Origin of the sequence: Novosphingobium sp. AAP93, from assembly GCF_001296055.1 — a bacterium.
Lineage (GTDB): Bacteria > Pseudomonadota > Alphaproteobacteria > Sphingomonadales > Sphingomonadaceae > Novosphingobium.
The window spans coordinates 1-22,777 of sequence record NZ_LJHZ01000070.1 but is presented as its reverse complement, the minus strand read 5'-3'; the positions used below and the strand labels follow the sequence as shown (position 1 = coordinate 22,777).

Genomic DNA, 22,777 nt, shown 5'->3' with positions numbered 1-22,777 from the left:
CGAGCGAAGTCGAGACACCACACGGAGCGCTTGGTGTCTCGACTTCGCTCGACACGAACGGGGAGGTTGGGGTTCAAGGCGCTACAGAACGTCCCACCCTGTAAGCCCGCACAAACGCCGCGCCGTGGTCGCGCGCCAGCGCCACCAGATCGAGGCAACGCACATCCGTTCCGCCCAGTTCCTGCTGGTGCAGCGCCGCGACCAGCAGCGGAGAGACAAGCGCGATCGCGGCGTGGCGCGGGTCCGCCGCCACCATCTCGCCGCGCGCGATATGCAAGGCCAGTCGCGCCTCAGCTGCCGCCAAGGTCGGCTCGAGGATCGCCTCGACATAGGCCGGGCCGATCCGCCCCTGCCGCAGCCCCTCGCGCAGGCCCAGCACATGGAGCGCGGCAACCCCGCCCTCGGTCAGCCCGCCGGTGATCACCGCCAGCAGCGCAGCGATACTGGCAGCAAACGGCAGGTCCGTCGCCGCCGCTTCGGCCAGATAGGGCGCGCCCTGCCGCCCGAGTTCGGCGATCAGCGCCGCGACAATATCCTCGCGCTTGCCGAAGTGGTGCGCCAGAGTGGGCAGCGTCACCCCGGCTGCGAGGGCGAGTTCGCGCAAGGAGGGCGGCGGCAGATCCGGCGCGACCAGCCGGGCATGCATCGCCGCCAGCAACGCCGCGCGGCGCGCTTCATGATCGGCAGCTTTGGCACCGCGGGTCCGGCTCATCGTGCCGCTTTTGGCAGGCAGCGCGCGCGCGGGCAATCTCTCTGCGTGAATTTAGTATTGCATATGATATATTTTATAGGCACAAGCGTGCCGACCCTACTAAGGATTCGTTCCATGGCCTCCTCAAGGTTCCACAACGCCCTCACGCTCGCCCAGGGACGCGGCGGACTTGCCGCCAATGTCGCGGTGCTGCTGGTCGTGACCATCGCGGTCAATGGCTTCCTCTTCGCGGTCGGCTGGGCCGGCCCCGCCGCCACTGCCGCGCGCAAGATGCCGATGGTTCCCCCGGACTATATGGTCGGCCTGATCTGGACCTTGCTGCTCGGCCTGATGGGCGCCGCGCGCTGGGTCTATGTGCGGCAGAGCGGCGATGCCGGTTGGCGCTCCTGGGCGCCCTATGCGCTCGGCGCGGTGTGCATCGCCTATCCGTTCTACACCAGCGGACTCAAGCTCAATGCCGCCGCTTATTGGGGCACCTGGCTGACCATCTTCTGCACGCTCGGCGCGATCTTCGTGCTGCGCACCCGCGATGCCCGCTCGCCCTGGTATCTGCTGCCCACCGCCTGCTGGGGCGGCTATGTCGTCTCGGTGATGATGGCCTACCCGCCGATGTGAGCCAAAAGCCGCTTCGCCTCGTCGCAATCGCGGCCCATCTGCTCGACCAGCGCATCGAGGCTGTCGAACTTCGCCTCGCCGCGCAGGAAGTGGTGGAACGCCACTTCGATCTCCTGCCCATAGAGATCGCCGGAAAAGTCGAAGAAATGCGGCTCGAGCAGTTCCTTGGGCGGATCGAAGGTCGGGCGGATGCCGATGTTGGCGGCGCCCTTCAGCACGCGGCCATCGGGCAGATGTCCCGTCACCGCATAGATGCCATAACGCGGGCGCAGATAGGCGCCGATATCGAGGTTGGCGGTCGGGAAGTTGATCGTCCGCCCCACCTTGTCGCCGTGCTGCACCGGGCCTTTGATCGCGAACGGCCGAGTCAGCAGCCGCGCGGCTTCCTGCGGATCGCCCGCGATCAGCGCCTCGCGGATGCGGCTGGAGGAAACGACCTCGCCGTCCAGCAGCACCGGCCCCACCGCGCGCGTCTGTAGCCCCGCTTCGGCGCCGACATCGCGCAGCACCTGAATGTTCCCGCCGCGCGCCTTGCCGAAGGTGAAGTCCTCGCCCGTCACCACCGCCGCCGCGCCGAGCCGCGCGACAAGCAGATCGCGCACGAATGAATCCGCCGTCGTGCCCGCCAGCGTGCCATCGAAGGCAAACACCAGCATCGCATCCGCCCCCGCCGCCTTGAACAGCGCCTCGCGCTGATCGAGCGTGGTCAGGCGGAACGGCGCCGCATCGGGCTTGAAGTGGCGCACCGGATGCGGATCGAACGTGGCGATGATCGCGGGTCGCCCCATGGCGCGCGCCCAGCGCACCGCCTCCCCAGCGACGGCCTGATGACCAAGGTGGAACCCGTCGAAATTGCCCAGCGCGATCACGCCGCCGCGCAGCGCCTCGGGCATCGGCTCGCTGGCGTGGAGGCGCATCAGGCCGCGCCTCGCGCGAAGGTCACGAAGTCATACGCCGGGTATGTGCCCTCGGCGGGAAAGCTCTGCCGCGCCGTCTCGCGCCATGGCGCTGCCGGATAGGCCAGCACGGTATCCCCGGCGTAGTCCCCATGCACCTCGGTCAGCTCAAAGCGCTGCGCCAGCCCCTCGAACTGCGCCAGCACCTCGGCCCCGCCGATCACGGCCACTTCGCCATCACCCGCCAGCGCCAGCGCGCCCGCGACATCATGCGCCACTTCTACCCCCGGCGCGGACCAGTCCGCATCGCGCGTCAGCACGATATGGCGCCGCCCCGGCAGCAGCCCCGGCAGCGAGGCGAAAGTCTTGCGGCCCATGATCATCGGCTTGCCCATCGTCAGCGCCTTGAAGCGCTTGAGGTCTGCGGGCAAGCGCCACGGAAGGGCACCCTCATTGCCGATCGTGCCGTCCGATGCGCGCGCCACGATCAGAAAGATCGCCTGCGCCATCTAAAGCACCAGCCTTGTCACATGGCCCATCTTGCGCCCGGGCCGCACCGCCGCCTTGCCATAGAGGTGCAGGTGGTTGGCCGGATCGGAAAGGATCGCCGGCCAGTCATGCGCCTCGTCGCCGATGAGGTTGTCCATCACCACGCCCGCCGCGCACAAGTCGGTTGACCCCAGCGGCAGGCCGCAGATCGCGCGCACATGGTTCTCGAACTGCGAGGTCAGCGCGCCTTCAATGGTCCAGTGCCCCGAGTTATGGACGCGCGGGGCCATCTCGTTGAACACCGGCCCATCGGCGGTGGCGAAAAACTCCAGGGTCAGCACGCCGACGTGCCCCAGCGCGTCCGCAACCAGCTTCGCCAGCGCGCGCGCCGCATCAACCTGCGCGCGCACCGTATCGCCCGCCGGCACGACCGACTGGCTGAGGATGCCCGCCTTGTGCGCGTTCTGCGCCGAATCCCAGAAGCGCACGTCGCCGTCCGCCCCGCGCACGAGGATCACCGAGAACTCGGCATCGAACTGCACGAAGCCTTCGTAGACGAGCGGCACCTGCGGCAGCTCAAGCCCCTCGGCATCACCGGGCGTCATGATCCGCCACTGGCCCTTGCCATCATAGCCGTCACGCCGGGTCTTGAGGATGCCGGGGGTGCCGATCCTGGCAATCGCCGCCGCGAGAACCTCGGCGCTGTCAACCTTGGCCCAGGGCGCGGGCCGACCGCCCAGCTCCTCGACAAAGCTCTTCTCAGCCGCGCGGTCCTGCGCCACTTCGAGCGAGCGCGTGCCCGGATGGAGCGGCAGATCACCCAGCGCGGCAAGCGGCGCGACCGGCACGTTCTCGAACTCGTAGGTAACCACCGCGCAGGTCTTGGCGAAGGCCGTCAGTGCCTCGCTGTCGTACCATCCGGCGCAAGTGAACCCGGCGCAGACATCAGCCGCTATCGAATCCGCCTCGGGCGCATAGACATGGCAGCGATAACCGAGATTCGCCGCAGCCAGCGCGATCATCCGGCCAAGCTGGCCGCCGCCGAGAATGCCGATGGTCTCACCCGGGGCAATCATCAGCTCAAACCGGCCGTTCCGCGACCGAATCGGTCTGCGCCGTGCGCCATGCCACCAGCCGCTCGGACAGCGCCGGATCATTCAGCGCGAGGATCGAAGCCGCCAGCAGCGCCGCATTGGTTGCCCCCGCCGCGCCGATCGCCAGCGTGCCCACGGGAATGCCACCCGGCATCTGCACGATGGAGAGCAGGCTATCCATGCCCTTGAGCGCCTTCGATTGCACCGGCACACCCAGCACCGGCAGATGCGTCATCGCGGCGATCATGCCCGGCAGATGCGCCGCGCCGCCCGCGCCCGCGATAATCACCTGAATGCCGTCCGCCGCCGCGCCCTTCGCAAAGGCAACCAGCCGGTCCGGCGTGCGATGCGCCGAGACGATCCGGCACTCATGCGCCACGCCGAGCTTTTCGAGCACGGCCGCGCCGTTCTGCATGGTCTCCCAGTCCGACTGGCTTCCCATGACGATTGCGACTTTGGCCGCGCCTTCACTCATCCCCTTGCATCCCCTCTCGTCCGAAGCGGCTCAACGCTCCGAAAGGTAGTACCGCTCGATCTCGGCGAGATTGTCGCCCAGTTCATAGACAATCGGCTGCCCGGTCGGAATCTCGAGGCCGGTGATATCAGCGTCGGAAATGCCCGAAAGGTGCTTCACCAGCGCGCGCAGCGAATTGCCGTGCGCGGAGACGAGCACGGTCTCGCCAGCCCGCAGCGCCGGGGCGATCTTCTCGTCCCAGCACGGCAGCACGCGCGCGATCGTGTCCTTGAGGCTTTCGGTGTTCGGCACCGCGATCCCGGCATAGCGCGGATCGCTGGCGAGATCGAACTCGCTGCCCGCCTCCAGCGGCGGCGGCGGAATATCGAAGCTGCGGCGCCAGATCTTGACCTGTTCGTCGCCGTGCTTGGCCGCGGTCTCAGCCTTGTCGAGCCCGGTCAGCCCGCCATAGTGCCGCTCGTTGAGCCGCCAGTCCTTGTCTTCCGGGATCCAGATGCGGCCGGCTGCTTCCAGCGCCAGATGCAGCGTCTTGATCGCGCGCTTCTGCAGCGAGGTGAACGCGGTTGTCGGCAGAATACCCTTGGCCTTGAGCAGCTCGCCCGCCGCGAAGGCTTCCGCCGCGCCCTTCTCGGTCACGTCGACATCCCACCAACCAGTGAAGCGGTTTTCCAGATTCCATTGCGACTGGCCGTGGCGGATCAGGATCAGGCGGGGCATCGTGGTCCTTCGCAAGTTGGGGCGAAACAAGGCGGCGGACCTAGCGTCCCCCCGTGCTTTTGGGAAGGGGCGCTTTGGCCAGACTGTTGCGCGCTGTACTTTGCCCACCCCCAGCCCCTCCCGCAGGCGGGAGGGGGGTACTCGCGCCGTGTTGCCCCCCTCCCGCGTGCGAGAGAGGTCGGGGGTGGGCCGGACCGCGCACTAGGTCTGCGGCGGCTCTTCGCCCAAGGCATCAAGCGCCCGCGCTTGCGCCTTCCTGCGCCGCAGGTTCTCGCGCAGACGCAGCGCGAGGCGCTCCTCGCGGGTCAGCGGCTTCTCGGGCGCAGCTGGGTTCTTGTCCGTCATCGCCCGCGTCTCTGCCGCGCCGAAACAAAGGCTGCAACCCCGTCCTTGACAAACGCCAGCCTCGCCGCCAAAGCGCGCGCCTGCCCGCCCCGGCTTTGCCGCGCTGACGGGTTAGCGGAAATGGTGTGCTGCTGTAGCTCAGTGGTAGAGCGCATCCTTGGTAAGGCTGAGGTCGGGAGTTCAATCCTCCCCAGCAGCACCATTTCCCCTCCCTCCAACCACCGTTGCAGCAGACCAGATCGTGCCGCATGTCTTCCCGGCGTGGCGGCGGCGGACGCCTTTGCCCACGGCAACACGCCTCTGCGCGTTTGGTGAATTCCGGATCAATGCCGTTTCCTAATTTTTCGTAAGTCGCCCCCTCGTACGACCGGCCTCGCGGCGCGGTGCAACAAGACAAGGGGATCCTTACCAGTGGCAAATCTTTCCACCACGCTCACCTTCGATTCGTTCGATCTTGCGGAAGGCGGCGAATCCCGTCTCGCCAACGGCTATGGCGGCTTCAACTGGCAACAGGCCGGGATCTACAATCCCAACGGCGCGATCGCCGGCTATGTCGCGAGCTCCGGCCAGAACATTCTCTTCATCGCTGAAGCGGCCAACAACGAAGTCGCCGGTTACGAGGACGCCGCAGCAGGCAGCGCGCTCGTGATGAGCCGCGAGGCGCCGTTCACGCTCGACACGATCCAGCTCTCCTCCGCCTTCCGCGATGGCCTCACGGTGACGATCCGCGCCTATGCCGATCAGGCGGGCACGATCCTCATCGGCGAAAAGACAGTCACGGTCGACACCGCCGCGCAAAGCCTCGTCAGCTTTGCCGACGACGGCCTCGACTACGGCACCTTCTCGGGCGCGACGCGCATCGAGTTCAACGCCAACGACAACAATGCTGGCACGAACGACTACTTCGGCATCGACAACCTGACCTACCACGACACCCCGCCGACGTTCACGCTCGATTTCGACGACATCGCGCTTGCCCCCGGCGCAGAGACGGCGCTTGGCACGTATCAGGGCTTCACATTTGCCGAAGCCGGTGCCTACCACGTCGATGGCTCGCTTCCCGGCTATACTGCCGCCTCGGGCACCAACATCGGCTTCATTGCCGAAGCCAACAACAACGAAGTGGTTGGCTACGAAGGCCAGGCAGCAGGTTCGCCGGTGGTGATCACCAACCCCGATGCGTTCGATTTCCTCGGCGGCGCGTTCTCGGCTGCCTTCCGCGACGGCGTGGCCGTCACCATTCGCGGATATTCCGACGCCGACGGATTCAACCTCGTCGCCGAGGAGACGATCGTCGTCCGGGCCGGCTCGGCCCAGCCGTTCAGCTTCGAGACCTTCGACGGCCTCCACCGCCTCGAGTTCTCGACCAATGACGGCGATCCGAACACCAACGACTACGTCGGCTTCGACAACCTGCTCTTCCGCGCCGCCGATGTCGCCGCGCAAGGTGAGGGCATCCTGATCTGATGAACCTGGGTTGCGCCGGCCCGGCGTGGTCCGGGTCGGCGCCATCTCACGCCAGCAAGTCCCCCCACTCGGGGTGCCGCTTGAATGCAGCGGCGACGTAGCTGCATTCGGGCACGATCTTCCAGCCCTGCGCCCGCGCATCGGTAATCAGCGCTTCGACCAGCTTGGCGGCGATCCCGCGTCCACCGATCTCGGGCGGCACGAGCGCGTGTTCAGCTGTCAGCACATCACCGCGGCGGACCCAAGTGAGGCGGCCAATCGCGCGGCTGTCAGCCACGCGCGCCTGATATTCGCCCTCGGCGCCGTGATCGATCAGGGTGATGGCGGGGTCATCCATAGCTATTGGCCTCCCAAGGCATGCTCCCTTCCCCCAACGTTCCATGGCGGTTAAGGGGTGCGGCCATGAAGTTCTTCTCTGACAACGCCGCCCCTGTCCACCCCCGCATCTGGGCGGCGATGCAGGCCGCCGACGCGCCCGACACCGCCTATGACGGCGATGCCCTGTCCGCCCGGCTCGACGCGGCGTTCACCGATCTGTTCGGCGTGCCCTGCGCGGCGCTCTGGGTGGCGACCGGCACGGCGGGCAATTGCCTTGCACTTTCGGCGATGGTGCCCCCGCATGGCGGCGTCGTCTGCCACCGCGAGGCGCATATCGAGATGGACGAGGGCGGCGCACCGGGGTTTTTCCTCCATGGCGCCAAGCTGCTGCTGGCCGAAGGCGAAGGCGCCAAGCTGACGCCCGAGACGATCCGCACGGTGCTTGATGGCATCCGCCCGGGCGTCCATCAGGTCCAGCCGCATGCGATCTCGATCACGCAGGCAACGGAGTGCGGCCGGGTCTATACCCCCGCCGAAGTCTCCGGGATCGGTGCTCTGGCCGAGGCGCGCGGACTTGGCCTGCACATGGACGGCGCGCGCTTTGCCAATGCCGTCGCGCACCTTGGCTGTTCGCCGGCGGATGTCACGGTGAAGGCCGGAGTCGACGCGCTGACGTTCGGCTGCGTCAAGAACGGCGGGATGAGCGCGGAGGCCATCGTGTTCTTCGCGCCCGATCTGGTCGACGTCGTCCGCTATCGCCGCAAGCGCGCCGGACACCTGCAATCGAAGGGCCGCTACCTTGCCGCGCAGATCCTCGCGATGATCGAGGACGGCCTCTGGCTCGAGAACGCCCGCGCCGCCAACGCAGCCGCGCAGGAAATCGCCGCTTCCTGCGGGGAGCGTCTGATCCACCCGGTCGAGGCCAACGAGGTTTTCGTCGTCCTCTCGCCCGCCGAACAGGCCGCCCTGCGCGGACAGGGCTTCGACTTCTACGATTGGGCCGCCCCCGCCGGCGCGCCTGGCGCAGCCCGCCTCGTCACTGCATGGAGCAGCCCCGCGCACGAAGTGGAGGCGCTCGCCCGCGCCATCGCCGCGCTGTGAGCGTCGACCGGCAGACCAGCAGCGAAGCGAGCTTCCTTGAACCGCGCATCCTTGTGCCGTTCCTGCTGACCGCGCTGATCTGGGGCTCGACCTGGATCGCCATCAAGTACCAGCTGGGCGATGTACCGCCGAGCTGGTCGGTCACCTGGCGCTTCACCGGCGCGGCCATCGGCATGTTCGTGTTCGCCGCGTTCAAGCGCCTGCCGCTGGTGCCGGACCGCAAGGGGCTGCTGGTGGCAACGGTGATGGGCTGCAGCGTGTTCAGCCTCAACTTCCAGTTCGTCTATCGTTCGGAGCAATACATCACCTCGGGGCTCGTCGCGGTGCTCTTCGCGCTGCTGCTGGTGCCCAACACGATCCTCGCGCGGATATTCCTCGGCCAGCGGATCACGCGCGGCTTCCTTGTCGGCACGGCCATCGCGCTGGCCGGGATCGCGCTGCTGATGCTCCACGAATACCATATCGCACTCGCCCAGAACGCGGCGATGGGCTCGAAGGTCATTGTCGGCGGGCTTATGGTGCTCGTCGCGCTCATGTTCGCCTCGGTCGGCAACGTGGTGCAGGCCAGCCCCATTGCGCGCGGCCAACCGGTGCCGACCCTGCTTGCATGGGCCATGGCAATCGGCGCGACTGTCGACGGCACGATCGCATGGATCCTCTCAGGCCCGCCGCAGTTCGACTTCACCCTGGCCTATGCGGGCGGGGCGGCTTATCTCGCCATCGTCGGCACGGTCGTCACCTTCCCGATGTACAATGGCCTGCTGCGTGCGCTGGGTCCGGGCCGCGCCGCCTACAACGGCGTGCTGGTGCCGGTCGTCGCCATGCTAATCTCGACCGCGGTCGAAGGCTACCGCTGGTCGCTGCTGGCAGGCTCGGGCGCCGCGCTCGCGATGATCGGACTGGTCGTGGCATTGAGGTCCCGCAACCCCTCGCGGTAGGTCGGGTAGCGCGGTTGCCAGCCGAGCACGCGCTTGGCCTTGCCGTTCGCCACCCGCCGGTTCTCGGCATAGAACGCCAGCGCCATCGGCGAGAGCGCTGCTTCCTCCAGCGTCTGCAGCGGTGGCGGCGCCACGCCCAGCAGCCGCGCGGCTTCCTCGATCACCGCGTTCTGGCTGCAAGGCTCGTCATCGCCGAGATTGTAGACCCCGGTCGGACCTTCCATCCCTGCGATGACGCCCGCCGCGATATCCTCGACATGGACGCGGCTGAACACCTGCCCCTCCAGCGCGATCCGCTTGGCATGCCCCTCGCGCACCCGGTCAAGCGCGCTGCGTCCGGAGCCGTAGATGCCCGGCAGTCGGAACACGCGCACCCGTTCGCCGAGCGCCTGCCATGCGAGATCCGCCGCCGTCCGCGCCGAGCGCCGCCCGTTGCCGACTTCGGCGGTTTCATCCACCCACGCGCCGCCGACATCGCCATAGACACCGGTGGAAGAGAGATAGCCGATCCACTGCGCCGATGCTGCCGCCAGCGCCTCGCCATAGGCCTCGAGCACCGGATCGCCGCCCTCGCGCGCGGGCGGCACGGACGAGAGCACATGGCTCGCCTCCGCCAGCGCGGCGAGCACCGCATCGCGGTCGTAGAACCGCAAATCCCCCTCGCGCCCGGTCCCGACCACCTCCCAGCCCGCCGCGCGCAGCTGCGCCGCGATCACCTGCGAGGTATAGCCCATGCCGAAAATGAGCAGCTTCACAGTCCGGCGTCCGGCATGGGTGGCAGGACCATTCCAACCGCCTCGGAGCTTTGATCGTTCGTCCCTTGCATCGCCATCCGCACCCGCGCACCAATTTGTTTCATCATCGGTGCGACCCCCTCATCGAGCCGTCAAGCGTTCTTGCCGACGAAGTTTTGCGCCTGGCCGTTTTTGCGCTTCCCCGCGCGCGCAGGCTCCCTACATTGGCGGCCATGAACGACCTCTCTGGCACGCCCGCCCTGCCCGCCCCTGTCATCCAGCGCCTCGATTACCGCCCGCCCGAGTGGCAGGTGCCGGAAATCGTGCTCGATTTCGCGCTCTCGCTCACCGCGACGCGGGTGCGCGCCGATCTGGTGGTGGAGCGCGCCGGGCCGGCGTCCGGCCCGCTGTGGCTCGACGGCGATGGCATCACGGCCAAGTCCGTGCTGGTCGACGGCGCAGCGCACAACGATTGGCGCATGGACGGCAGCCGGCTCGTGATCGACCTGCCGGGTGATCGCCACACGGTCACCATCGAGACCGAAATCGATCCGACTGCCAATACCCAGCTCTCCGGCCTCTATGCCTCGAACGGCATGCTCTGCACCCAGTGCGAGGCGGAAGGGTTCCGCCGCATCACGTTCTTCCCGGATCGGCCCGACGTGCTCAGCGTCTATTCGGTGCGGATGGCTGGCGACAAGGCGGCTTTCCCGGTCCTCCTTTCCAACGGCAATCCGGTCGCGAGCGGAGAGAACGCGGACGGCACGCACTGGGCCGAATGGCACGATCCCTGGCCCAAGCCCTCGTACCTCTTCGCGCTCGTCGCGGGCGATCTCGTCGCCTCGCGTGACAGCTTCACCACCCGCTCGGGCCGCCGTGTCGATCTCGCCATCTATGTCCGCGCCGGGGACGAGACGCGCACCGGGCACGCCATGAAGGCGCTGATCGATTCGATGCGCTGGGACGAGCAAGTCTATGGCCGCGAGTACGACCTCGACTTGTTCAACATCGTCGCCGTTTCCGATTTCAACGCGGGCGCGATGGAGAACAAGGGCCTCAACGTCTTCAACACGCGCTATATCCTCGCCGATCCGGAAACCGCGACCGACGGCGACTACGACGCGATCGAAGGGGTCGTCGCGCATGAATACTTCCACAACTGGTCGGGCAACCGCGTCACCTGCCGGGACTGGTTCCAGCTGAGCCTCAAGGAAGGCTTCACCGTGCTGCGCGACCAGCAGTTCAGCGCGGACATGGGCTCCGCCCCGGTCAAGCGGATCGAGGATGTGCGGATCTTGCGCGCCGCGCAGTTCCCGGAGGATTCAGGCCCGCTCGCGCACCCGATCCGCCCGGATTCCTATCAGGAGATCAGCAACTTCTACACCGCGACCGTCTACAACAAGGGCGCCGAGGTGATCCGCATGATGACGGTGCTGGCAGGCCCCGAGCGCTTCCGGGCGGGCACCGACCTCTATTTCGAACGGCACGACGGCGAGGCGGCGACGTGCGAGGATTTCGTCAAGGCGATCGAGGACGGCGCAGGACTCGACCTCAAGCAGTTCCGCCGCTGGTACGAGCAGGCGGGCACTCCGCGCGTCACCGCGAAGCTGACGCACACTGGAGATACTGCGACGCTGACGCTCAGCCAGACCATGCCCGCGACGCCCGGCCAGCCGGACAAGCAGCCGATGGTCATCCCGCTGCGCACCGCGCTGTTCGATCGCGCCACCGGAAAACACGCGGGCGAGCAATTGCTTGTCCTGACTGAAGCTGAGCAGAGCTTTACGTTTGACGGGTTCGACGCGCCGCCCGTGCTCTCGATCAATCGCGGCTTCTCCGCCCCCGTCGCCATCGACATGCCGCTCTCGACCGCGGACCTCGTCTTCCTTGCCGCGCACGACGATGATCCCTTCGCGCGCTACGAAGCGATGCAGCAGCTGATGGTCCGCCACCTCGTCGCCGCCGTTTCGGGCGACCTGACCGACGCGGCCCGCGCCGAAGGCCTGGACGCCATCCGCGATGTCTATGCCGCAGTGCTGGCCGATACCGCGCTTGACGAACTGATGCGCGGCGAGCTGATCATCCTCCCCGGCGAAGGCTATATCGCCGAGCAGATCGCGCAGGCGGACCCCTCGCGCATCCATGCCGAGCGCGAGGCGTTGAAGCGCTGGCTGGGCAGCGAGCTCGCCGCCCAATGGCACGCGCTGCACGACCGCTGCACCGCTGTGCCCTACAGCCTCGAGGCCGCCGCAAGGGGTGCGCGCAAGCTCAAGACGCAGGCGCTGGTCTACCTCGCTGCCAGCGATCCGGTCGAAGCCGCCCGCCGCGCCAAGGCGCAATACGATGCGGCGGACAACATGACCGACCGGCAGGGCGCGCTGATGGTCCTCGCCGGCATCAGCGCCGCCGCGTGCGATGAAGCCCGCCGCGCCGCGCTCGCCGATTTCCATGCGCGCTTTGCCGGGAATGCCTTGGTGATCGACAAGTGGTTCTCGATCCAGGCTGGCGCGCTTCACCCCGAGACGCTGAAGCACGTCACCGCGCTGGCCGAGCATTCCGATTTCACGATGACCAACCCCAACCGCGTCCGCGCGCTCTACATGGCCTTCGCCGCCAATCCGCAGGCGTTCCATGCGGCGGACGGCGCGGGCTACCGGATGATCGCGGACCTCATCCTCAAGCTCGATCCGATCAACGGCAATGTCGCCGCGCGCTTCGTCCCGCCGCTCGGCCGCTGGCGCCGGATCGAACCGGCGCGCGCCGCGCTGATGCGCGCAGAGCTGGAACGCATCGCTGCCGCGCCGGGCCTGTCGCGCGATGTCAGCGAGCAGGTGAGCAAGAGCCTGAACGGATGAGCGAGCAGCCCGAAGTCCTCACCCACCCGGCGCTGTCCGGCGCTGCGCACGGCTTTCTTGGCCGACGCGGCGGGGTGAGCCATGGCCTCCATGCCGGACTCAACGTCAGCTACAGCGAGGACGAGCCCGCGCACACGTCGGAAAACCGCCGCCGCGCGGGCGAGGCCGTGCTGCCGGGCGCGCGGCTGCTGACCTGCTACCAGATCCATTCGCCCGATGTGGTGACCGTCACCGCGCCATGGGCGGATGCCGACCGGCCCAAGGCCGATGCGCTTGTCACCGACCAGCGCGGCTTGCTCCTCGGCGTGCTTACGGCCGATTGCGCGCCGGTGCTGTTCCACGATGCCGAGGCCGGGGTGATCGGCGCGGCCCACGCCGGATGGAAAGGCGCCATCGGCGGGGTGACCGACCGCACCGTGGAAGCGATGGAAGCCCTCGGCGCTGACCGTTCCCGCATCGCTGCCGTGGTCGGCCCCTGCATCGCGCAGAAGAGCTATGAAGTGGACGCGGGCTTCGAAGCGCGTTTCACCGGCGAGGCTGCCGAGAACGCCCGCTTCTTCCGCGCGGGCCGCGCCGGGCACAGCTGGTTCGATCTGGAGGGCTATGTCGCCGCGCGCCTCGCCGCGTTCTGTGTCGGCACTGTCGGGATGCTGGGCGAGGACACCTATCCGCAAGCCGAGCGCTTCTACTCGTTCCGCCGCTCCACTCATGCCGGGGAAGCGGGCTACGGCCGCCAGATTTCGCTGATCGGGCTGCGATAGAAAATCCCCCCAACTCACGAACCGCTCATGCTGAGCTTGTCGAAGCATCGCGCCAGCACCCTTCGACAAGCTCAGGGTGAGCGGGGTGGGGGTTTGTCAGAGCAGCCCCAACCCCCGCAGATCAGCCTCAAGCGCCCCGGCGCCGCGCGTGAAGTGATGCACCTGCCAGCCGAGCGCCGCCGCGCTGGCGATGTTCGCCGCATTGTCGTCGATGAACAGCATCCGCTCCGGTGCATGGCCGAAGCGATCCGCAGCAAGGTTGAAGATTGCCGGATCGGGCTTCATCAGCTGCTCGGCACCGCTCACCACGATATCGCCCATGTGGTCCAGCACCGGAAACGTCGGGCGGAACATGGCGAAGGTATCCGCACCGAAGTTGGTGATCGAGAACTGCGACACGCCGCGCGCGGCCAGCGCTTCGACCAGCGCCGGGGTACCTTCGATCGGCCCCGGAATCGTATCCAGCCAGCGCGGGCCATAGGCTTCGATCAGCGCGCGATGCTCGGGGTATTCGGCCACCTTCTCGGCGATCAGGTCCGCCAACGGCTCGCCCGCATCGTGGCGGAAATGCCATGGCACGGTGACGACATGCGCGAGGAACCAGTCCAGCTGAGCCGGATCATCGATCAGCTTTTCATAGAGATAGCGGATCGACCACTGCACCAGCACGTGGCCGATATCCCAGACGACAGCATCGACCTTGTCGCTCATGCCGATCCCTCCTTCCACACATGCAAAAAGCCCCCGCAGTTCGCGGAGGCCTCTGCCGGTTCAAGACCGTTCGACTGCAAACCACTCCGCCGAAGCGGAGTGCGCGCAATCAGCAGGGATTGATTACCCTTGGCGCGCCTTGAAGCGCTTCTGGGTCTTGTTGATGACGTAAGTGCGGCCGCGGCGGCGGATCACGCGGTTGTCCCGGTGACGATCCTTGAGCGACTTCAGGCTGTTGCGAATCTTCATGACGAATCCTTTTGCCCGAGCCGACCGGGCCGAAATTGGAACGCGGCGGTTATGCGCGCCCCGCACGAAAGTCAACCAAGGACTCAGGCCTCCCCGCGGATCTCGGTCAGTTTCCTTTCCCACGCCAGCGCGTGGCTCACGATCAGGTCGAGATCGGCATACTTGGGCACCCACGGCAGCGTCGCCTTGATGCGGCGGTTGTCCGAAATCAGCGAATCGGGATCGCCCGCGCGGCGGCCTTCCAGCTTGCGCTCGATCTTGCGGTTGGTCACGCGGTCCACCGCATCGAGCACCTGCAGCACGGAGAACCCCTGACCATAGCCGCAGTTCATCGTCAGCGAACGCTGCGGCTCTGCAATCAGCGCTTCCAGCGCCAGCACGTGTGCTGCGGCGAGGTCCGACACATGGATGTAGTCGCGCACCCCGGTCCCGTCGGGCGTGTCAAAGTCGGTGCCGAACACGCCGACATGGCTGCGCTTGCCAAGCGCGGCCTCGACCGCGACCTTGATCAGGTGCGTCGCCCCCGCCGTCGATTGCCCGGTGCGCGCCTCCGGGTCCGCCCCCGCCACGTTGAAATAGCGCAGTGCGCAATAGTTCAGCGGATGCGCCCGCGCGGTATCGGCCAGCATCGTCTCGGTCATCAGCTTCGACATGCCGTAGGGATTGATCGGCGACTTGGGGCTGTCTTCGGTGACAGGCGAGACTTCCGGAATGCCGTAGGTCGCCGCGGTCGAGGAAAAGATGAAATGCTTGACCCCCGCCTCGACCGCGGCGGCGATCAGCGCCCGGCTCTTGGCGGTGTTGTTGTGATAGTACTTGAGCGGGTTCTCGACTGATTCCGGCACGATGATCGACCCGGCGAAATGCATCACCGCGCCGATCTTCTGCTCCGCAAAGATGCGCGCCAGCAGCGCGGCGTCCTCGATATCGCCTTCGTAGAGCGGCACGCCATCGGGAATCGCGAAGCGGAAACCGGTGGTCAGGTTGTCGATCACCGCAACGGGCCAGCCCGCATCCTGCAGCGCCAGCACCGCATGGCTGCCGATGTACCCGGCGCCGCCGGTAACGAGAACGGGAACCTGGCCCATGCGAATCACTCTCCTCAGCAAATGCTGCAATGCAGTAGCAGGCTCGCCATGCGTTGGAATCGACAAACAATCCGTTCATGTGGCTGACATGCGCCCGGACCTAGGATTTACCGTCGGCCGTTTACCTGAAAGTTCCCTGATGAAGGCTACCACTGCTCTCGCTGCCTTGCTGCTCGCCTGCGCTGCCACTCCTGTGCTGGCGCAAGGCATGCCCGGCGAAGGGCGCTGGGGCGGCGGAGGCGGCTGGCAGGATGCGGGTCCCGATCCGCGCTATCCTTCGGCGCGCCAGACCGCGCAGCCCTCGAAGAAGATCGACGTCACCGCGTACCGCGCCGCCGATGCCGAAGCCCTGCTCGGCAAGGGCCGCATCGTGGTGAGCCGCATGGCGAGCGATGCCGGCGACAACGAGGATGGCAAGCTCCCCGTCTATGAAGCCGCCATTATCGACGAACTCGCCCGGCGCGGCTATGACACGGCGACAGCACTCGATCCCGGCCAGATCGCCGAGATCGGTGTCAGCCACAGCGTGGCCGTCCCCGAGGAGGCCCCGCACAGGAAGGTCAGCGGCGCCATGAGCACCACCGTCAGCAATCGCGGCAGCGGCTTCGGCCTCGCGCTCGCGGTCGATCTCACCAAGCCGGCCAAGGCGATCATTTCCACCCGGCTCGATCTGCGCATCCGCGACAAGGCCACGGGCCGCGTCCTGTGGGAAGGCCACGCCGAGGGCGAGGCACGCGAGGAAGACGGCGGGATCAACAACAGCCAGATGGCCGCCCGCCTCGCCACCGCTCTCCTCAAGCAGTTCCCGGACGGCCAGGTCGTCCAGCCGCTCGCGGCGGTGACACCGTGAGGGCCCGCCTGTTCCTCGCGGCGCTGGTGCTGGCCGCCTCACCCGCCTTGGCCGCTCCGGTGGAGGTCACGCGCTTCCACACGCCGGACAGCATCACGACGCTCGGCCGCAACACCGTGGCCGTTGTCGCCGCGCCCGGCACCGATCCGAACAGCCTCGAAACCCGCACCTGGCTTCAGGCCGTGGAGGCTGAGCTTGCCGCGCTCAAGTTCGGCACTGCGACGCCCGGCGCCGCCGATGCCGTCGCCGAAGTGCGCGTCGAGCGCGAAGTGCAGCGCACCGAACGCCAGCGCGGACCGGTCTCGGTCGGCGTCGGCGGCGCGACCGGCGGGTGGAACAGCGGCGTCGGGCTCGGCCTCGGCTTCAATCTTGGCGGCGGCCCCAAGGCGCGCGTCCATACCCGGCTCGTCGTCACCATCCGCAGCCGCACGACAGGCCTTTCGCTGTGGGAAGGCCGCGCCGACAACATCGAGAACGAGAAAGCAAAGGCCGCTTCGGTCGATCAGGCCGCACCGCGCTTGGCCCATGCCTTGTTCTCGGGCTTTCCCGGAACCTCGGGGGCGACTATCACGGTCAAATGACCAATTATCCGATCAGCATCGACGCGGGCTTTGACAGCGGCAATATTGAAGTCCTGAGCATCGACGGCGCCACCGCCCGGCTCGCCATCCGGCGCGACAATGCCTCCGAATTCTTCCAGTGGTTCCACTTCCGCGTCGGTGGCTGCGCGGGCCGGGCGCTGGAACTGAAGATCACCGGCCTTGCCGCCGCCGCCTATCCCGATGGCTGGACCCACTACCGCGCCTGCGTCTCCGAAGACCGCGACATCTGGTACCGCGCCGAGACCCGCTATGACGCGGCAGTCGACGGCGGCACGATGACGATCCGCTACACCCCGCAGGCCGCCACCTGCTCGTTCGCCTATTTCGCGCCCTATTCGATGGAGCGGCACCACGATCTCGTCGCCGAAGTGGCCGCCAGCGAAGGCGTCACCCACCGCGTCCTTGGCCGCAGCCTCGATGGCCAGCCGATCGATTGCCTCTCCTTGGGAGAAGGCGAAAAGCAGGTCTGGCTGATCGCGCGCCAGCACCCCGGCGAATCGATGGCCGAATGGTGGATGGAAGGCGCGCTCGACATGCTGACCGATCCCGCTGACCCGCATGCGCGCAAGCTCCGCCAGCTCTGCCGCTTCCACGTCGTGCCCAATTGCAATCCCGATGGCTCGCGCCGCGGGCATCTGCGGACCAATGCCGCCGGCGTGAACCTCAACCGCGAATGGCATGAACCGAGCGCCGAGCGTTCGCCCGAAGTGCTCGCGATCCGGGGCGCGATGGACGAGACCGGCGTCCACTTCGCGATGGACGTCCATGGCGACGAGGCGATCCCCGCCGTGTTCTTCGCCGGCTTCGAAGGCATCCCCGGCTGGACCGAAGCGCAGGGCGAGGCCTATCGCCGCTACCGCGCGATCCTCGAACGCCGCACGCCCGATTTCCAGACGAAGCGCGGCTATCCCGTGGCGCGGCCGGGCAAGGCCAATCTCTCGATGGCGACCAACCAGATCGCGCAGCGCTTTGGCGCCGTCTCGATGACGCTGGAAATGCCGTTCAAGGACAATGACGACCTGCCCGATCCGGCGCAGGGCTGGAGCCCGGAGCGGAGCAAGCTGCTCGCCCGCGAATGCATGGCCTCTTTGCTCGAGTGGCTTGCCTGAAGAGAGACCCCTTAACGAGTTGTTAGGTACTGTGGGCGCATGCTTGTCGCATGGCCCGCGCTATCGCCCTTGTTGCTGCACCTGCTGTCCCCGTGGCGGAAATGCTGCGTTCGGCCATCGTGCTCGGCTGCGCGCTTGCGCTGATCCTCGCCGGCCGCGCGCTCCCGCTGCTCTGAGCGCAGCAAGCCCCCAAACCTTCTGAACGTCTGAACTACTGAACGAACAGGCCTGTCATCGGGCCTGCGCCTTGTCGCGTCCGCCGAACGCAATTTTCGCGAAGGATTCTCAATATCATCCTTGCATGTGCGAATGACTCGCAATAGAGCGGTTCTTGAGAATGCCTCTCAAGAAGGAAATGCCCGTGAAAGCGCTCCCCGCCCTGCTCCTCGCCACCAGCGCCCTCCTTCCGGTCGCGGTGCATGCGGAAGAGGTGCCGATGGCGGCGGATGCGGGAGACGCGGGCGATGGCGCGGACCGCCGCACGATCGTGGTGACGGGCCATGTCGACTCCTATCGCAGCGACAGCGCCAACGGCCTGAAGGCACCGACCCCGCTGCTCGATGTGCCGCAGTCGGTCACCGTGCTCAGCCGCGAGCAGCTTGACGATCAGGGTGTGACCCAGCTCGGCGATGCGCTGCGCTATGTCCCCGGCGTGGTCCTCGCGCAGGGTGAAGGCAACCGCGACCAGATCGTGCTGCGCGGGCAGAACACCACCGCGGACTTCTTCCTCAATGGCCTGCGCGACGACACGCAGTACTACCGCTCGCTCTACAACATCGACCATGTCGAAGTGCTGCGCGGCGCCAATGCGCTGCTGTTCGGGCGTGGCGGCGGCGGCGGCGTGATCAACCGCGTGCGCAAGGCGCCTTCGCTGGCGGGGCAGAGCGTCGGCGCCAGCGCGGCTGTCGGCACCTTCGGGGATTTCGCGCTGGCGGCCGATCTCAACGCCCCGCTCTCGCAGACGGTGGGTGCGCGGATCAACGGCACTTACGAGGAGTTCGACAACCACCGGCAGGACTTCCACGGCCGTTTCATCGGCGTGAACCCCACGCTGGCTTTCGCGCCCAGCGCCGATACCCGGATCGATCTTTCCTACAATTACGACGACGACCGCCGCACCGCGGATCGCGGCGTGCCCTCGTTGGGTGGCAAGCCGCTCGAGGGGTATCGCGACACCTTCTTCGGCCGCAAGGACACCAATATCTCGGACGTGAAGGCGCACATCGTCGAAGCGCGCCTGACGCAGAAGCTGGCCGACAGCCTGACGCTGACCGTGGCGGGCCAGTACAGCCACACCGACAAGTACTACGGCAACATTTTCGCGGGCGCCGCGGTCAATCCCGCTACCAGCACGGTCTCGCTCAGCGCCTACAACAGCACGGTCAAGCGCGAGAGCTGGATCGGGCAGGCGAACCTGACCTGGGAAGGCAAGACCGGCCCCATCGGCCATACCGTGATCGCCGGGATCGAGGGCGCCGATCAGGGCACCGACGCCGCCCGCCGCGAAGGCATCTTTCCGGGCAACAAGGCCTCGGCCACGGTCGCGCTGGCAGACCGGCTCGCCATTCCTGCGATCACCTTCGGCACCCCCAGCCGCTCGACGCATACCAAGGTCACCACCTTCTCGGCCTATGTGCAGGACCAGATCGAGCTTGCCCCGTTCCTCCAGATCGTCGGCGGCGTGCGCTACGACAGCTTCAAGATCAACGCGGACAACCTGCTGAACAGCACCAGCGCCGGGCGCACCGACCACAAGTGGAGCCCCCGCGCCGGTGTCATCGTGAAGCCCAAGGCGAACATCTCGCTCTACGGCAGCTACACCAAGACCTTCCTGCCGCAGTCTGGCGACCAGTTCAGCGCGCTCGATGCGACGCAGGCCACGCTGGCGCCGGAAGAGTTCAAGAACCTCGAAGTCGGCGCCAAGTGGGATGTGACCCCGACGCTTGCGCTGACCGCCGCCGCCTACCGGCTCGACCGCGAGAACTCGCGCTTCAACGATCCGGTCACCGGCCTGCCGCAGCTTTCGGGCAAGACCCGCACGCGCGGGATCGAGCTTTCCGCAACGGGCAAGATCCTGCCCCAGTGGCAGGTGAGCCTCGGCTACGCGCTGCAGGACGGCAAGGTCCGCTCCAGCACGACCGCCGCCCCGGCCGGGCGCGGGCTGGCGCTGCTGCCGGAAAGCCAGATCTCGCTGTGGACGCGCTATGATGTGACCGGCAAGCTAGGCCTTGGCCTTGGCGTGACGCACCAGTCCTCGGCCTATACCACGGTGAGCAACACGGTGACGCTGCCGGCCTGGACGCGGGTCGATACGGCGGTGTTCTACAATGTCTCGAAGAACCTCTCGGTCCAGCTCAATGTGAACAACCTGCTGAACGAGCAGTATTTCCCGACTGCCCACACCGACAACAACATCTCCACGGCCGCGCCCCGCAGCGCGCGGTTGACGGTGCGGATGGGCTTCTAAAGCCCCGGCGTCGTCGCGGTCAGCGGCACCGGCAGCGGCACGCCCGGTTCGATCCCGCGCGCGATGCGGCCCGCGCGCTGGATCGTGCGGACGAGGCGGGGGTAGACGCCGCAGCGGCAGATGTTGGTGATTGCGGCCTTGATGTCCGCCTCGGTCGGATCGGTGTTGTGCGTGAGCAGCGCGGCGGCCGCCATCACGAGGCCGGGGGTGCAGAAGCCGCACTGGATCGCCTGCTCGGCGACGAAGGCCTGCTGCACCGGATGATTGCGATCGGCGGAGAGGCCCTCGATCGTGGTGACCGTGCGCCCCTCGGCCTCACCCAGCGAGAGCGTGCAGCTCGGCATCGCCTGCCCGTCGACGATCACCATGCAGGCGCCGCATTCGCCGGTGCCGCAGCCGTACTTGGTGCCGGTCAGGTTGGCGGCATCGCGCAGCGCCCAAAGCAGCGGCGTGTCTGCCTCCAGCTTGATCTCGATGGGCTGGTTGTTGACGGTGAGGATGGCCATCGGCAGTCGGCTCTAGCTGGATATCGATCCTGCCCCTTAGCCCGCTCACCCTGAGCTTGTCGAAGGGTGCTTGCGCGGCGGTGGTGCAAGATGCTTCGACAAGCTCAGCATGAGCGGATCGTTCGAAGGGCTAGAGCGCGGACGCGATCAATCCCGCCAGGAGCGGTCGATCTGGTCGATCCGCCGGGTCCAGGCGTTGAAATCGCCGACGCCGGGGCCGCCGCCGGGCGGAGTGCCCTGCGCCAGATCGCGCTGGTGCACATTGATCACGTCCTGCGAGACCATGATCGGGGGGCGGCCCATCGAAAGCGTCGCCATCTGGATCTCGCACGCGCGCTGCAGCGACCACATCTGGACGAACATCGCCTGCAGACTCTTGGCCATGACCACCGGGCCGTGGTTGCGCAGCATGAGGATGTTCTTGTCGCCGAGGTTCGCGAGCAGCCGCTCGCCTTCCTCGGCGCGGACGGTGATGCCTTCGAAATCGTGGTAGGCGAGCCGGCCGATGAAATTGCAGGCGTAGAAGTTGATCGGCAGCAGCCCTTCTTCAAGGCTGCACACCGCCATCGAGGCCGTGGTGTGGACATGACAGATGGCATGCGCCCAATCGAGGTGGCGGTGGAAATAGCCGTGCTGGGTGAAGCCGGCGAGGTTCACGGCATGCGGATTGTCATCGAGCTTGTTGCCGTCGATGTCGATCTTGACGAGGTTGCTGGCGCAGACTTCGGAATAGAGCAGGCCGAACGGATTGATCAGGAACGCGCCGTCTTCACCCGGCACGCGCAGCGAGATGTGGTTGTAGACCGATTCGGACCAGCCCATCAGATCGAAGATGCGGTAGCAGGCCGCCAGTTCCTGCCGCGCCTGCCATTCGGCATCGCTGCAATTGATGTTGGGGCGGATCTGGGTGGCCATCGCGTTCTCTCCCGCTATGCTCGCGTCTGCTATGTGCAATCTCTATCGCATGACGGCGGGCGCGCAAGCCATCGCACAGCTTTTCCGGGCCGATGTTGCGGGGCGCAACCTGCCCGCGCTGCCGGAAATCTATCCGGATGCCGAGGCGCCGGTGGTGGTGCGCGAGGGTGCCGGGCGGCGGCTCGACCTGATGCGCTGGGGCTGGCCCCCGTTCGGCGAAGTGAAGCGCCCGATCACCAATGTGCGCAATCTCGCCTCGCCGATGTGGCGCAGTGCGCTGGCCGATCCGGCGCGGCGGTGTCTCGTGCCGGTCACCGCCTTTTCCGAATGGTCCGCTGCACCCGATCCGCAGACGGGGCGCAAGCGCAAGCACTGGTTCGATCTGCCGGACGATCCGCTGTTCGCCTTCGCCGGGCTGTGGCGCCCGACCGAGCAGGGCCCGCGCTTTGCCTTCCTGACCTGCGAGGCGAATGCCGTGGTGGGCCGGGTGCACCCCAAGGCGATGCCGGTGCTGCTGCGGCCGGGCGAGGCGTTCGACCGCTGGCTGAGCGCAGACGGTGCAGGCGGAGCGGCGATGCAGGTGCCGCTGGCCGATGCGCTGATGCGCGAAGTGGCGGAGCCGATGCCGGAGGGACCGCAGGCGTCGCTGTTCTGACCATGGCAGCCGCCTGTTGGATTTGGTAGCGCGGCGCTGCGTTTGACCGGCAGGGAGGGTGATCGCGCGACCGGTGCGGCGCCTGCACTGGCGCTGCGGGGAGGGCGT

The 22,777-nt window shown here is 67.1% G+C and carries 26 protein-coding genes and 1 tRNA gene; 13 read left to right on the top strand and 14 right to left on the bottom strand.

The features are described from left to right. Positions 1-73 precede the first annotated feature (73 nt). The gene (locus IP83_RS20235) at positions 74-712 is read right to left on the bottom strand and encodes a TetR/AcrR family transcriptional regulator (RefSeq protein ID WP_156309686.1); all 639 of its coding nucleotides are present in this window, start codon (positions 710-712) and stop codon (positions 74-76) included. Positions 713-826: 114 nt separating this feature from the next. Between IP83_RS20235 and IP83_RS20230 the strand changes: the two genes are divergently transcribed. After that, positions 827-1,327, top strand: a complete 501-nt coding sequence (locus tag IP83_RS20230) for a tryptophan-rich sensory protein (protein WP_054122371.1) — start codon at positions 827-829, stop codon at positions 1,325-1,327. On the opposite strand, the gene IP83_RS11525 is transcribed toward IP83_RS20230, so the two are convergent. The 6 genes from IP83_RS11525 to IP83_RS20670 form a co-directional block, all read right to left on the bottom strand. Further along, the gene (locus tag IP83_RS11525; RefSeq protein WP_054122370.1) at positions 1,312-2,244 is read right to left on the bottom strand and encodes a bifunctional riboflavin kinase/FAD synthetase; all 933 of its coding nucleotides are present in this window, start codon (positions 2,242-2,244) and stop codon (positions 1,312-1,314) included. The genes IP83_RS20230 and IP83_RS11525 overlap by 16 nt on opposite strands. Beyond that, positions 2,244-2,732, bottom strand: a complete 489-nt coding sequence (locus tag IP83_RS11520) for a dihydrofolate reductase (RefSeq protein WP_054122369.1) — start codon at positions 2,730-2,732, stop codon at positions 2,244-2,246. The genes IP83_RS11525 and IP83_RS11520 overlap by 1 nt, the downstream gene beginning before the upstream one ends. Beyond that, on the bottom strand, positions 2,733-3,788 hold the full coding sequence (locus IP83_RS11515; protein WP_054122368.1) for a 5-(carboxyamino)imidazole ribonucleotide synthase: 1,056 nt from the start codon (positions 3,786-3,788) through the stop codon (positions 2,733-2,735). Positions 3,789-3,792: 4 nt separating this feature from the next. Next, the gene (gene purE, locus IP83_RS11510) at positions 3,793-4,281 is read right to left on the bottom strand and encodes a 5-(carboxyamino)imidazole ribonucleotide mutase (protein WP_054122367.1); all 489 of its coding nucleotides are present in this window, start codon (positions 4,279-4,281) and stop codon (positions 3,793-3,795) included. A gap of 30 nt (positions 4,282-4,311) precedes the next feature. Beyond that, positions 4,312-4,998 carry a 2,3-diphosphoglycerate-dependent phosphoglycerate mutase gene (gpmA, locus tag IP83_RS11505; protein ID WP_054122366.1) on the bottom strand — a complete coding sequence of 229 codons (687 nt, stop codon included), beginning with the start codon at positions 4,996-4,998 and terminating at the stop codon, positions 4,312-4,314. A 201-nt stretch (positions 4,999-5,199) separates the two neighbouring features. Next, positions 5,200-5,343, bottom strand: a complete 144-nt coding sequence (locus IP83_RS20670; protein ID WP_197274346.1) for a hypothetical protein — start codon at positions 5,341-5,343, stop codon at positions 5,200-5,202. A gap of 127 nt (positions 5,344-5,470) precedes the next feature. Here IP83_RS20670 and IP83_RS11500 point away from each other — a divergent pair. Then, positions 5,471-5,545, top strand: a tRNA-Thr gene (locus IP83_RS11500). 209 nt (positions 5,546-5,754) lie between these two features. Continuing rightward, positions 5,755-6,810: a hypothetical protein gene (locus IP83_RS11495; RefSeq protein ID WP_054122365.1), complete on the top strand. Its 1,056-nt coding sequence runs from the start codon at positions 5,755-5,757 to the stop codon at positions 6,808-6,810. Between the two features lie 46 nt (positions 6,811-6,856). Here IP83_RS11495 and IP83_RS11490 read toward each other — a convergent pair whose 3' ends face one another. Then, positions 6,857-7,147, bottom strand: coding sequence for a GNAT family N-acetyltransferase (locus IP83_RS11490; protein ID WP_054122364.1), 291 nt, complete (start codon positions 7,145-7,147; stop codon positions 6,857-6,859). 65 nt (positions 7,148-7,212) lie between these two features. Here IP83_RS11490 and IP83_RS11485 point away from each other — a divergent pair, with 65 nt between their 5' ends. Both IP83_RS11485 and IP83_RS11480 read left to right on the top strand, forming a co-directional pair. Beyond that, the gene (locus IP83_RS11485) at positions 7,213-8,229 is read left to right on the top strand and encodes a low specificity L-threonine aldolase (protein WP_054122363.1); all 1,017 of its coding nucleotides are present in this window, start codon (positions 7,213-7,215) and stop codon (positions 8,227-8,229) included. Continuing rightward, positions 8,226-9,167 carry a DMT family transporter gene (locus IP83_RS11480; RefSeq protein WP_054122362.1) on the top strand — a complete coding sequence of 314 codons (942 nt, stop codon included), beginning with the start codon at positions 8,226-8,228 and terminating at the stop codon, positions 9,165-9,167. The genes IP83_RS11485 and IP83_RS11480 overlap by 4 nt, the downstream gene beginning before the upstream one ends. Here the strand turns inward: IP83_RS11480 and IP83_RS11475 are convergent. Then, complete coding sequence (locus IP83_RS11475) at positions 9,077-9,901, bottom strand: SDR family NAD(P)-dependent oxidoreductase (protein WP_197274347.1); 825 nt, start codon at positions 9,899-9,901, stop codon at positions 9,077-9,079. The genes IP83_RS11480 and IP83_RS11475 overlap by 91 nt on opposite strands. Before the next feature lie 233 nt (positions 9,902-10,134). Here IP83_RS11475 and pepN point away from each other — a divergent pair, with 233 nt between their 5' ends. After that, positions 10,135-12,756, top strand: a complete 2,622-nt coding sequence (gene pepN, locus IP83_RS11470; RefSeq protein ID WP_054122360.1) for an aminopeptidase N — start codon at positions 10,135-10,137, stop codon at positions 12,754-12,756. Beyond that, positions 12,753-13,517, top strand: a complete 765-nt coding sequence (pgeF, locus tag IP83_RS11465) for a peptidoglycan editing factor PgeF (protein WP_054122359.1) — start codon at positions 12,753-12,755, stop codon at positions 13,515-13,517. Before pepN ends, pgeF begins: the two co-directional genes overlap by 4 nt. A 96-nt stretch (positions 13,518-13,613) precedes the next feature. Here the strand turns inward: pgeF and IP83_RS11460 are convergent, their stop codons facing one another. The 3 genes from IP83_RS11460 to galE all read right to left on the bottom strand — a co-directional run bounded on the left by IP83_RS11460 (position 13,614) and on the right by galE (position 15,565). Next, positions 13,614-14,228 (bottom strand): HAD-IA family hydrolase, encoded by a 615-nt coding sequence (locus IP83_RS11460; protein WP_054122358.1) that lies wholly within the window; start codon positions 14,226-14,228, stop codon positions 13,614-13,616. A gap of 123 nt (positions 14,229-14,351) precedes the next feature. Then, complete coding sequence (ykgO, locus tag IP83_RS11455) at positions 14,352-14,477, bottom strand: type B 50S ribosomal protein L36 (RefSeq protein WP_054122357.1); 126 nt, start codon at positions 14,475-14,477, stop codon at positions 14,352-14,354. Between the two features lie 83 nt (positions 14,478-14,560). Next, entirely contained in the window at positions 14,561-15,565 is a 1,005-nt protein-coding gene (galE, locus tag IP83_RS11450) for a UDP-glucose 4-epimerase GalE (protein WP_054122356.1), read from the bottom strand. A 139-nt stretch (positions 15,566-15,704) separates the two neighbouring features. Here galE and IP83_RS11445 point away from each other — a divergent pair, with 139 nt between their 5' ends. The 5 genes from IP83_RS11445 (at position 15,705) to IP83_RS11430 (ending at position 20,593) form a co-directional block, all read left to right on the top strand. Beyond that, the gene (locus tag IP83_RS11445) at positions 15,705-16,415 is read left to right on the top strand and encodes a DUF4136 domain-containing protein (protein WP_054122355.1); all 711 of its coding nucleotides are present in this window, start codon (positions 15,705-15,707) and stop codon (positions 16,413-16,415) included. Continuing rightward, on the top strand, positions 16,412-16,996 hold the full coding sequence (locus IP83_RS11440) for a DUF4136 domain-containing protein (RefSeq protein WP_231625016.1): 585 nt from the start codon (positions 16,412-16,414) through the stop codon (positions 16,994-16,996). Before IP83_RS11445 ends, IP83_RS11440 begins: the two co-directional genes overlap by 4 nt. Continuing rightward, positions 16,993-18,126, top strand: coding sequence for a M14-type cytosolic carboxypeptidase (locus tag IP83_RS11435; protein ID WP_054122354.1), 1,134 nt, complete (start codon positions 16,993-16,995; stop codon positions 18,124-18,126). Before IP83_RS11440 ends, IP83_RS11435 begins: the two co-directional genes overlap by 4 nt. Positions 18,127-18,176: 50 nt before the next feature. Then, positions 18,177-18,302 (top strand): hypothetical protein, encoded by a 126-nt coding sequence (locus IP83_RS21030; protein WP_255352077.1) that lies wholly within the window; start codon positions 18,177-18,179, stop codon positions 18,300-18,302. Positions 18,303-18,481: 179 nt separating this feature from the next. After that, positions 18,482-20,593, top strand: a complete 2,112-nt coding sequence (locus IP83_RS11430) for a TonB-dependent siderophore receptor (protein ID WP_156309687.1) — start codon at positions 18,482-18,484, stop codon at positions 20,591-20,593. Here the strand turns inward: IP83_RS11430 and IP83_RS11425 are convergent. Both IP83_RS11425 and IP83_RS11420 read right to left on the bottom strand, forming a co-directional pair. After that, positions 20,590-21,099: a (2Fe-2S)-binding protein gene (locus IP83_RS11425; RefSeq protein WP_054122352.1), complete on the bottom strand. Its 510-nt coding sequence runs from the start codon at positions 21,097-21,099 to the stop codon at positions 20,590-20,592. The genes IP83_RS11430 and IP83_RS11425 overlap by 4 nt on opposite strands. Before the next feature lie 147 nt (positions 21,100-21,246). Next, the gene (locus IP83_RS11420) at positions 21,247-22,014 is read right to left on the bottom strand and encodes a class II aldolase/adducin family protein (protein WP_054122351.1); all 768 of its coding nucleotides are present in this window, start codon (positions 22,012-22,014) and stop codon (positions 21,247-21,249) included. A gap of 16 nt (positions 22,015-22,030) precedes the next feature. Between IP83_RS11420 and IP83_RS11415 the strand changes: the two genes are divergently transcribed. Continuing rightward, positions 22,031-22,669, top strand: a complete 639-nt coding sequence (locus IP83_RS11415; protein ID WP_231625014.1) for an SOS response-associated peptidase — start codon at positions 22,031-22,033, stop codon at positions 22,667-22,669. Positions 22,670-22,777 lie beyond the last annotated feature (108 nt).

Bases quoted from the DNA above. Each gene is read 5' to 3' on its own strand.
- IP83_RS20230 (WP_054122371.1), top strand. From the start codon at position 827: ATGGCCTCCTCAAGGTTCCACAACGCCCTCACGCTCGCCCAGGGACGC.
- IP83_RS11485 (WP_054122363.1), top strand. From the start codon at position 7,213: ATGAAGTTCTTCTCTGACAACGCCGCCCCTGTCCACCCCCGCATCTGG.
- IP83_RS11435 (WP_054122354.1), top strand. From the start codon at position 16,993: ATGACCAATTATCCGATCAGCATCGACGCGGGCTTTGACAGCGGCAAT.
- IP83_RS11430 (WP_156309687.1), top strand. From the start codon at position 18,482: ATGCCCGTGAAAGCGCTCCCCGCCCTGCTCCTCGCCACCAGCGCCCTC.
- IP83_RS11520 (WP_054122369.1), bottom strand. From the start codon at position 2,732: ATGGCGCAGGCGATCTTTCTGATCGTGGCGCGCGCATCGGACGGCACG.
- galE (WP_054122356.1), bottom strand. From the start codon at position 15,565: ATGGGCCAGGTTCCCGTTCTCGTTACCGGCGGCGCCGGGTACATCGGC.
- IP83_RS11525 (WP_054122370.1), bottom strand. From the start codon at position 2,244: ATGCGCCTCCACGCCAGCGAGCCGATGCCCGAGGCGCTGCGCGGCGGC.
- IP83_RS11515 (WP_054122368.1), bottom strand. From the start codon at position 3,788: ATGATTGCCCCGGGTGAGACCATCGGCATTCTCGGCGGCGGCCAGCTT.
- IP83_RS11490 (WP_054122364.1), bottom strand. From the start codon at position 7,147: ATGGATGACCCCGCCATCACCCTGATCGATCACGGCGCCGAGGGCGAA.
- IP83_RS11475 (WP_197274347.1), bottom strand. From the start codon at position 9,901: ATGGGCTATACCTCGCAGGTGATCGCGGCGCAGCTGCGCGCGGCGGGC.
- gpmA (WP_054122366.1), bottom strand. From the start codon at position 4,998: ATGCCCCGCCTGATCCTGATCCGCCACGGCCAGTCGCAATGGAATCTG.
- ykgO (WP_054122357.1), bottom strand. From the start codon at position 14,477: ATGAAGATTCGCAACAGCCTGAAGTCGCTCAAGGATCGTCACCGGGAC.
- IP83_RS11445 (WP_054122355.1), top strand. From the start codon at position 15,705: ATGAAGGCTACCACTGCTCTCGCTGCCTTGCTGCTCGCCTGCGCTGCC.
- IP83_RS11425 (WP_054122352.1), bottom strand. From the start codon at position 21,099: ATGGCCATCCTCACCGTCAACAACCAGCCCATCGAGATCAAGCTGGAG.
- pgeF (WP_054122359.1), top strand. From the start codon at position 12,753: ATGAGCGAGCAGCCCGAAGTCCTCACCCACCCGGCGCTGTCCGGCGCT.
- IP83_RS20235 (WP_156309686.1), bottom strand. From the start codon at position 712: ATGAGCCGGACCCGCGGTGCCAAAGCTGCCGATCATGAAGCGCGCCGC.
- IP83_RS21030 (WP_255352077.1), top strand. From the start codon at position 18,177: ATGGCCCGCGCTATCGCCCTTGTTGCTGCACCTGCTGTCCCCGTGGCG.
- IP83_RS20670 (WP_197274346.1), bottom strand. From the start codon at position 5,343: ATGACGGACAAGAACCCAGCTGCGCCCGAGAAGCCGCTGACCCGCGAG.
- purE (WP_054122367.1), bottom strand. From the start codon at position 4,281: ATGAGTGAAGGCGCGGCCAAAGTCGCAATCGTCATGGGAAGCCAGTCG.
- pepN (WP_054122360.1), top strand. From the start codon at position 10,135: ATGAACGACCTCTCTGGCACGCCCGCCCTGCCCGCCCCTGTCATCCAG.
- IP83_RS11460 (WP_054122358.1), bottom strand. From the start codon at position 14,228: ATGAGCGACAAGGTCGATGCTGTCGTCTGGGATATCGGCCACGTGCTG.
- IP83_RS11420 (WP_054122351.1), bottom strand. From the start codon at position 22,014: ATGGCCACCCAGATCCGCCCCAACATCAATTGCAGCGATGCCGAATGG.
- IP83_RS11415 (WP_231625014.1), top strand. From the start codon at position 22,031: ATGCTCGCGTCTGCTATGTGCAATCTCTATCGCATGACGGCGGGCGCG.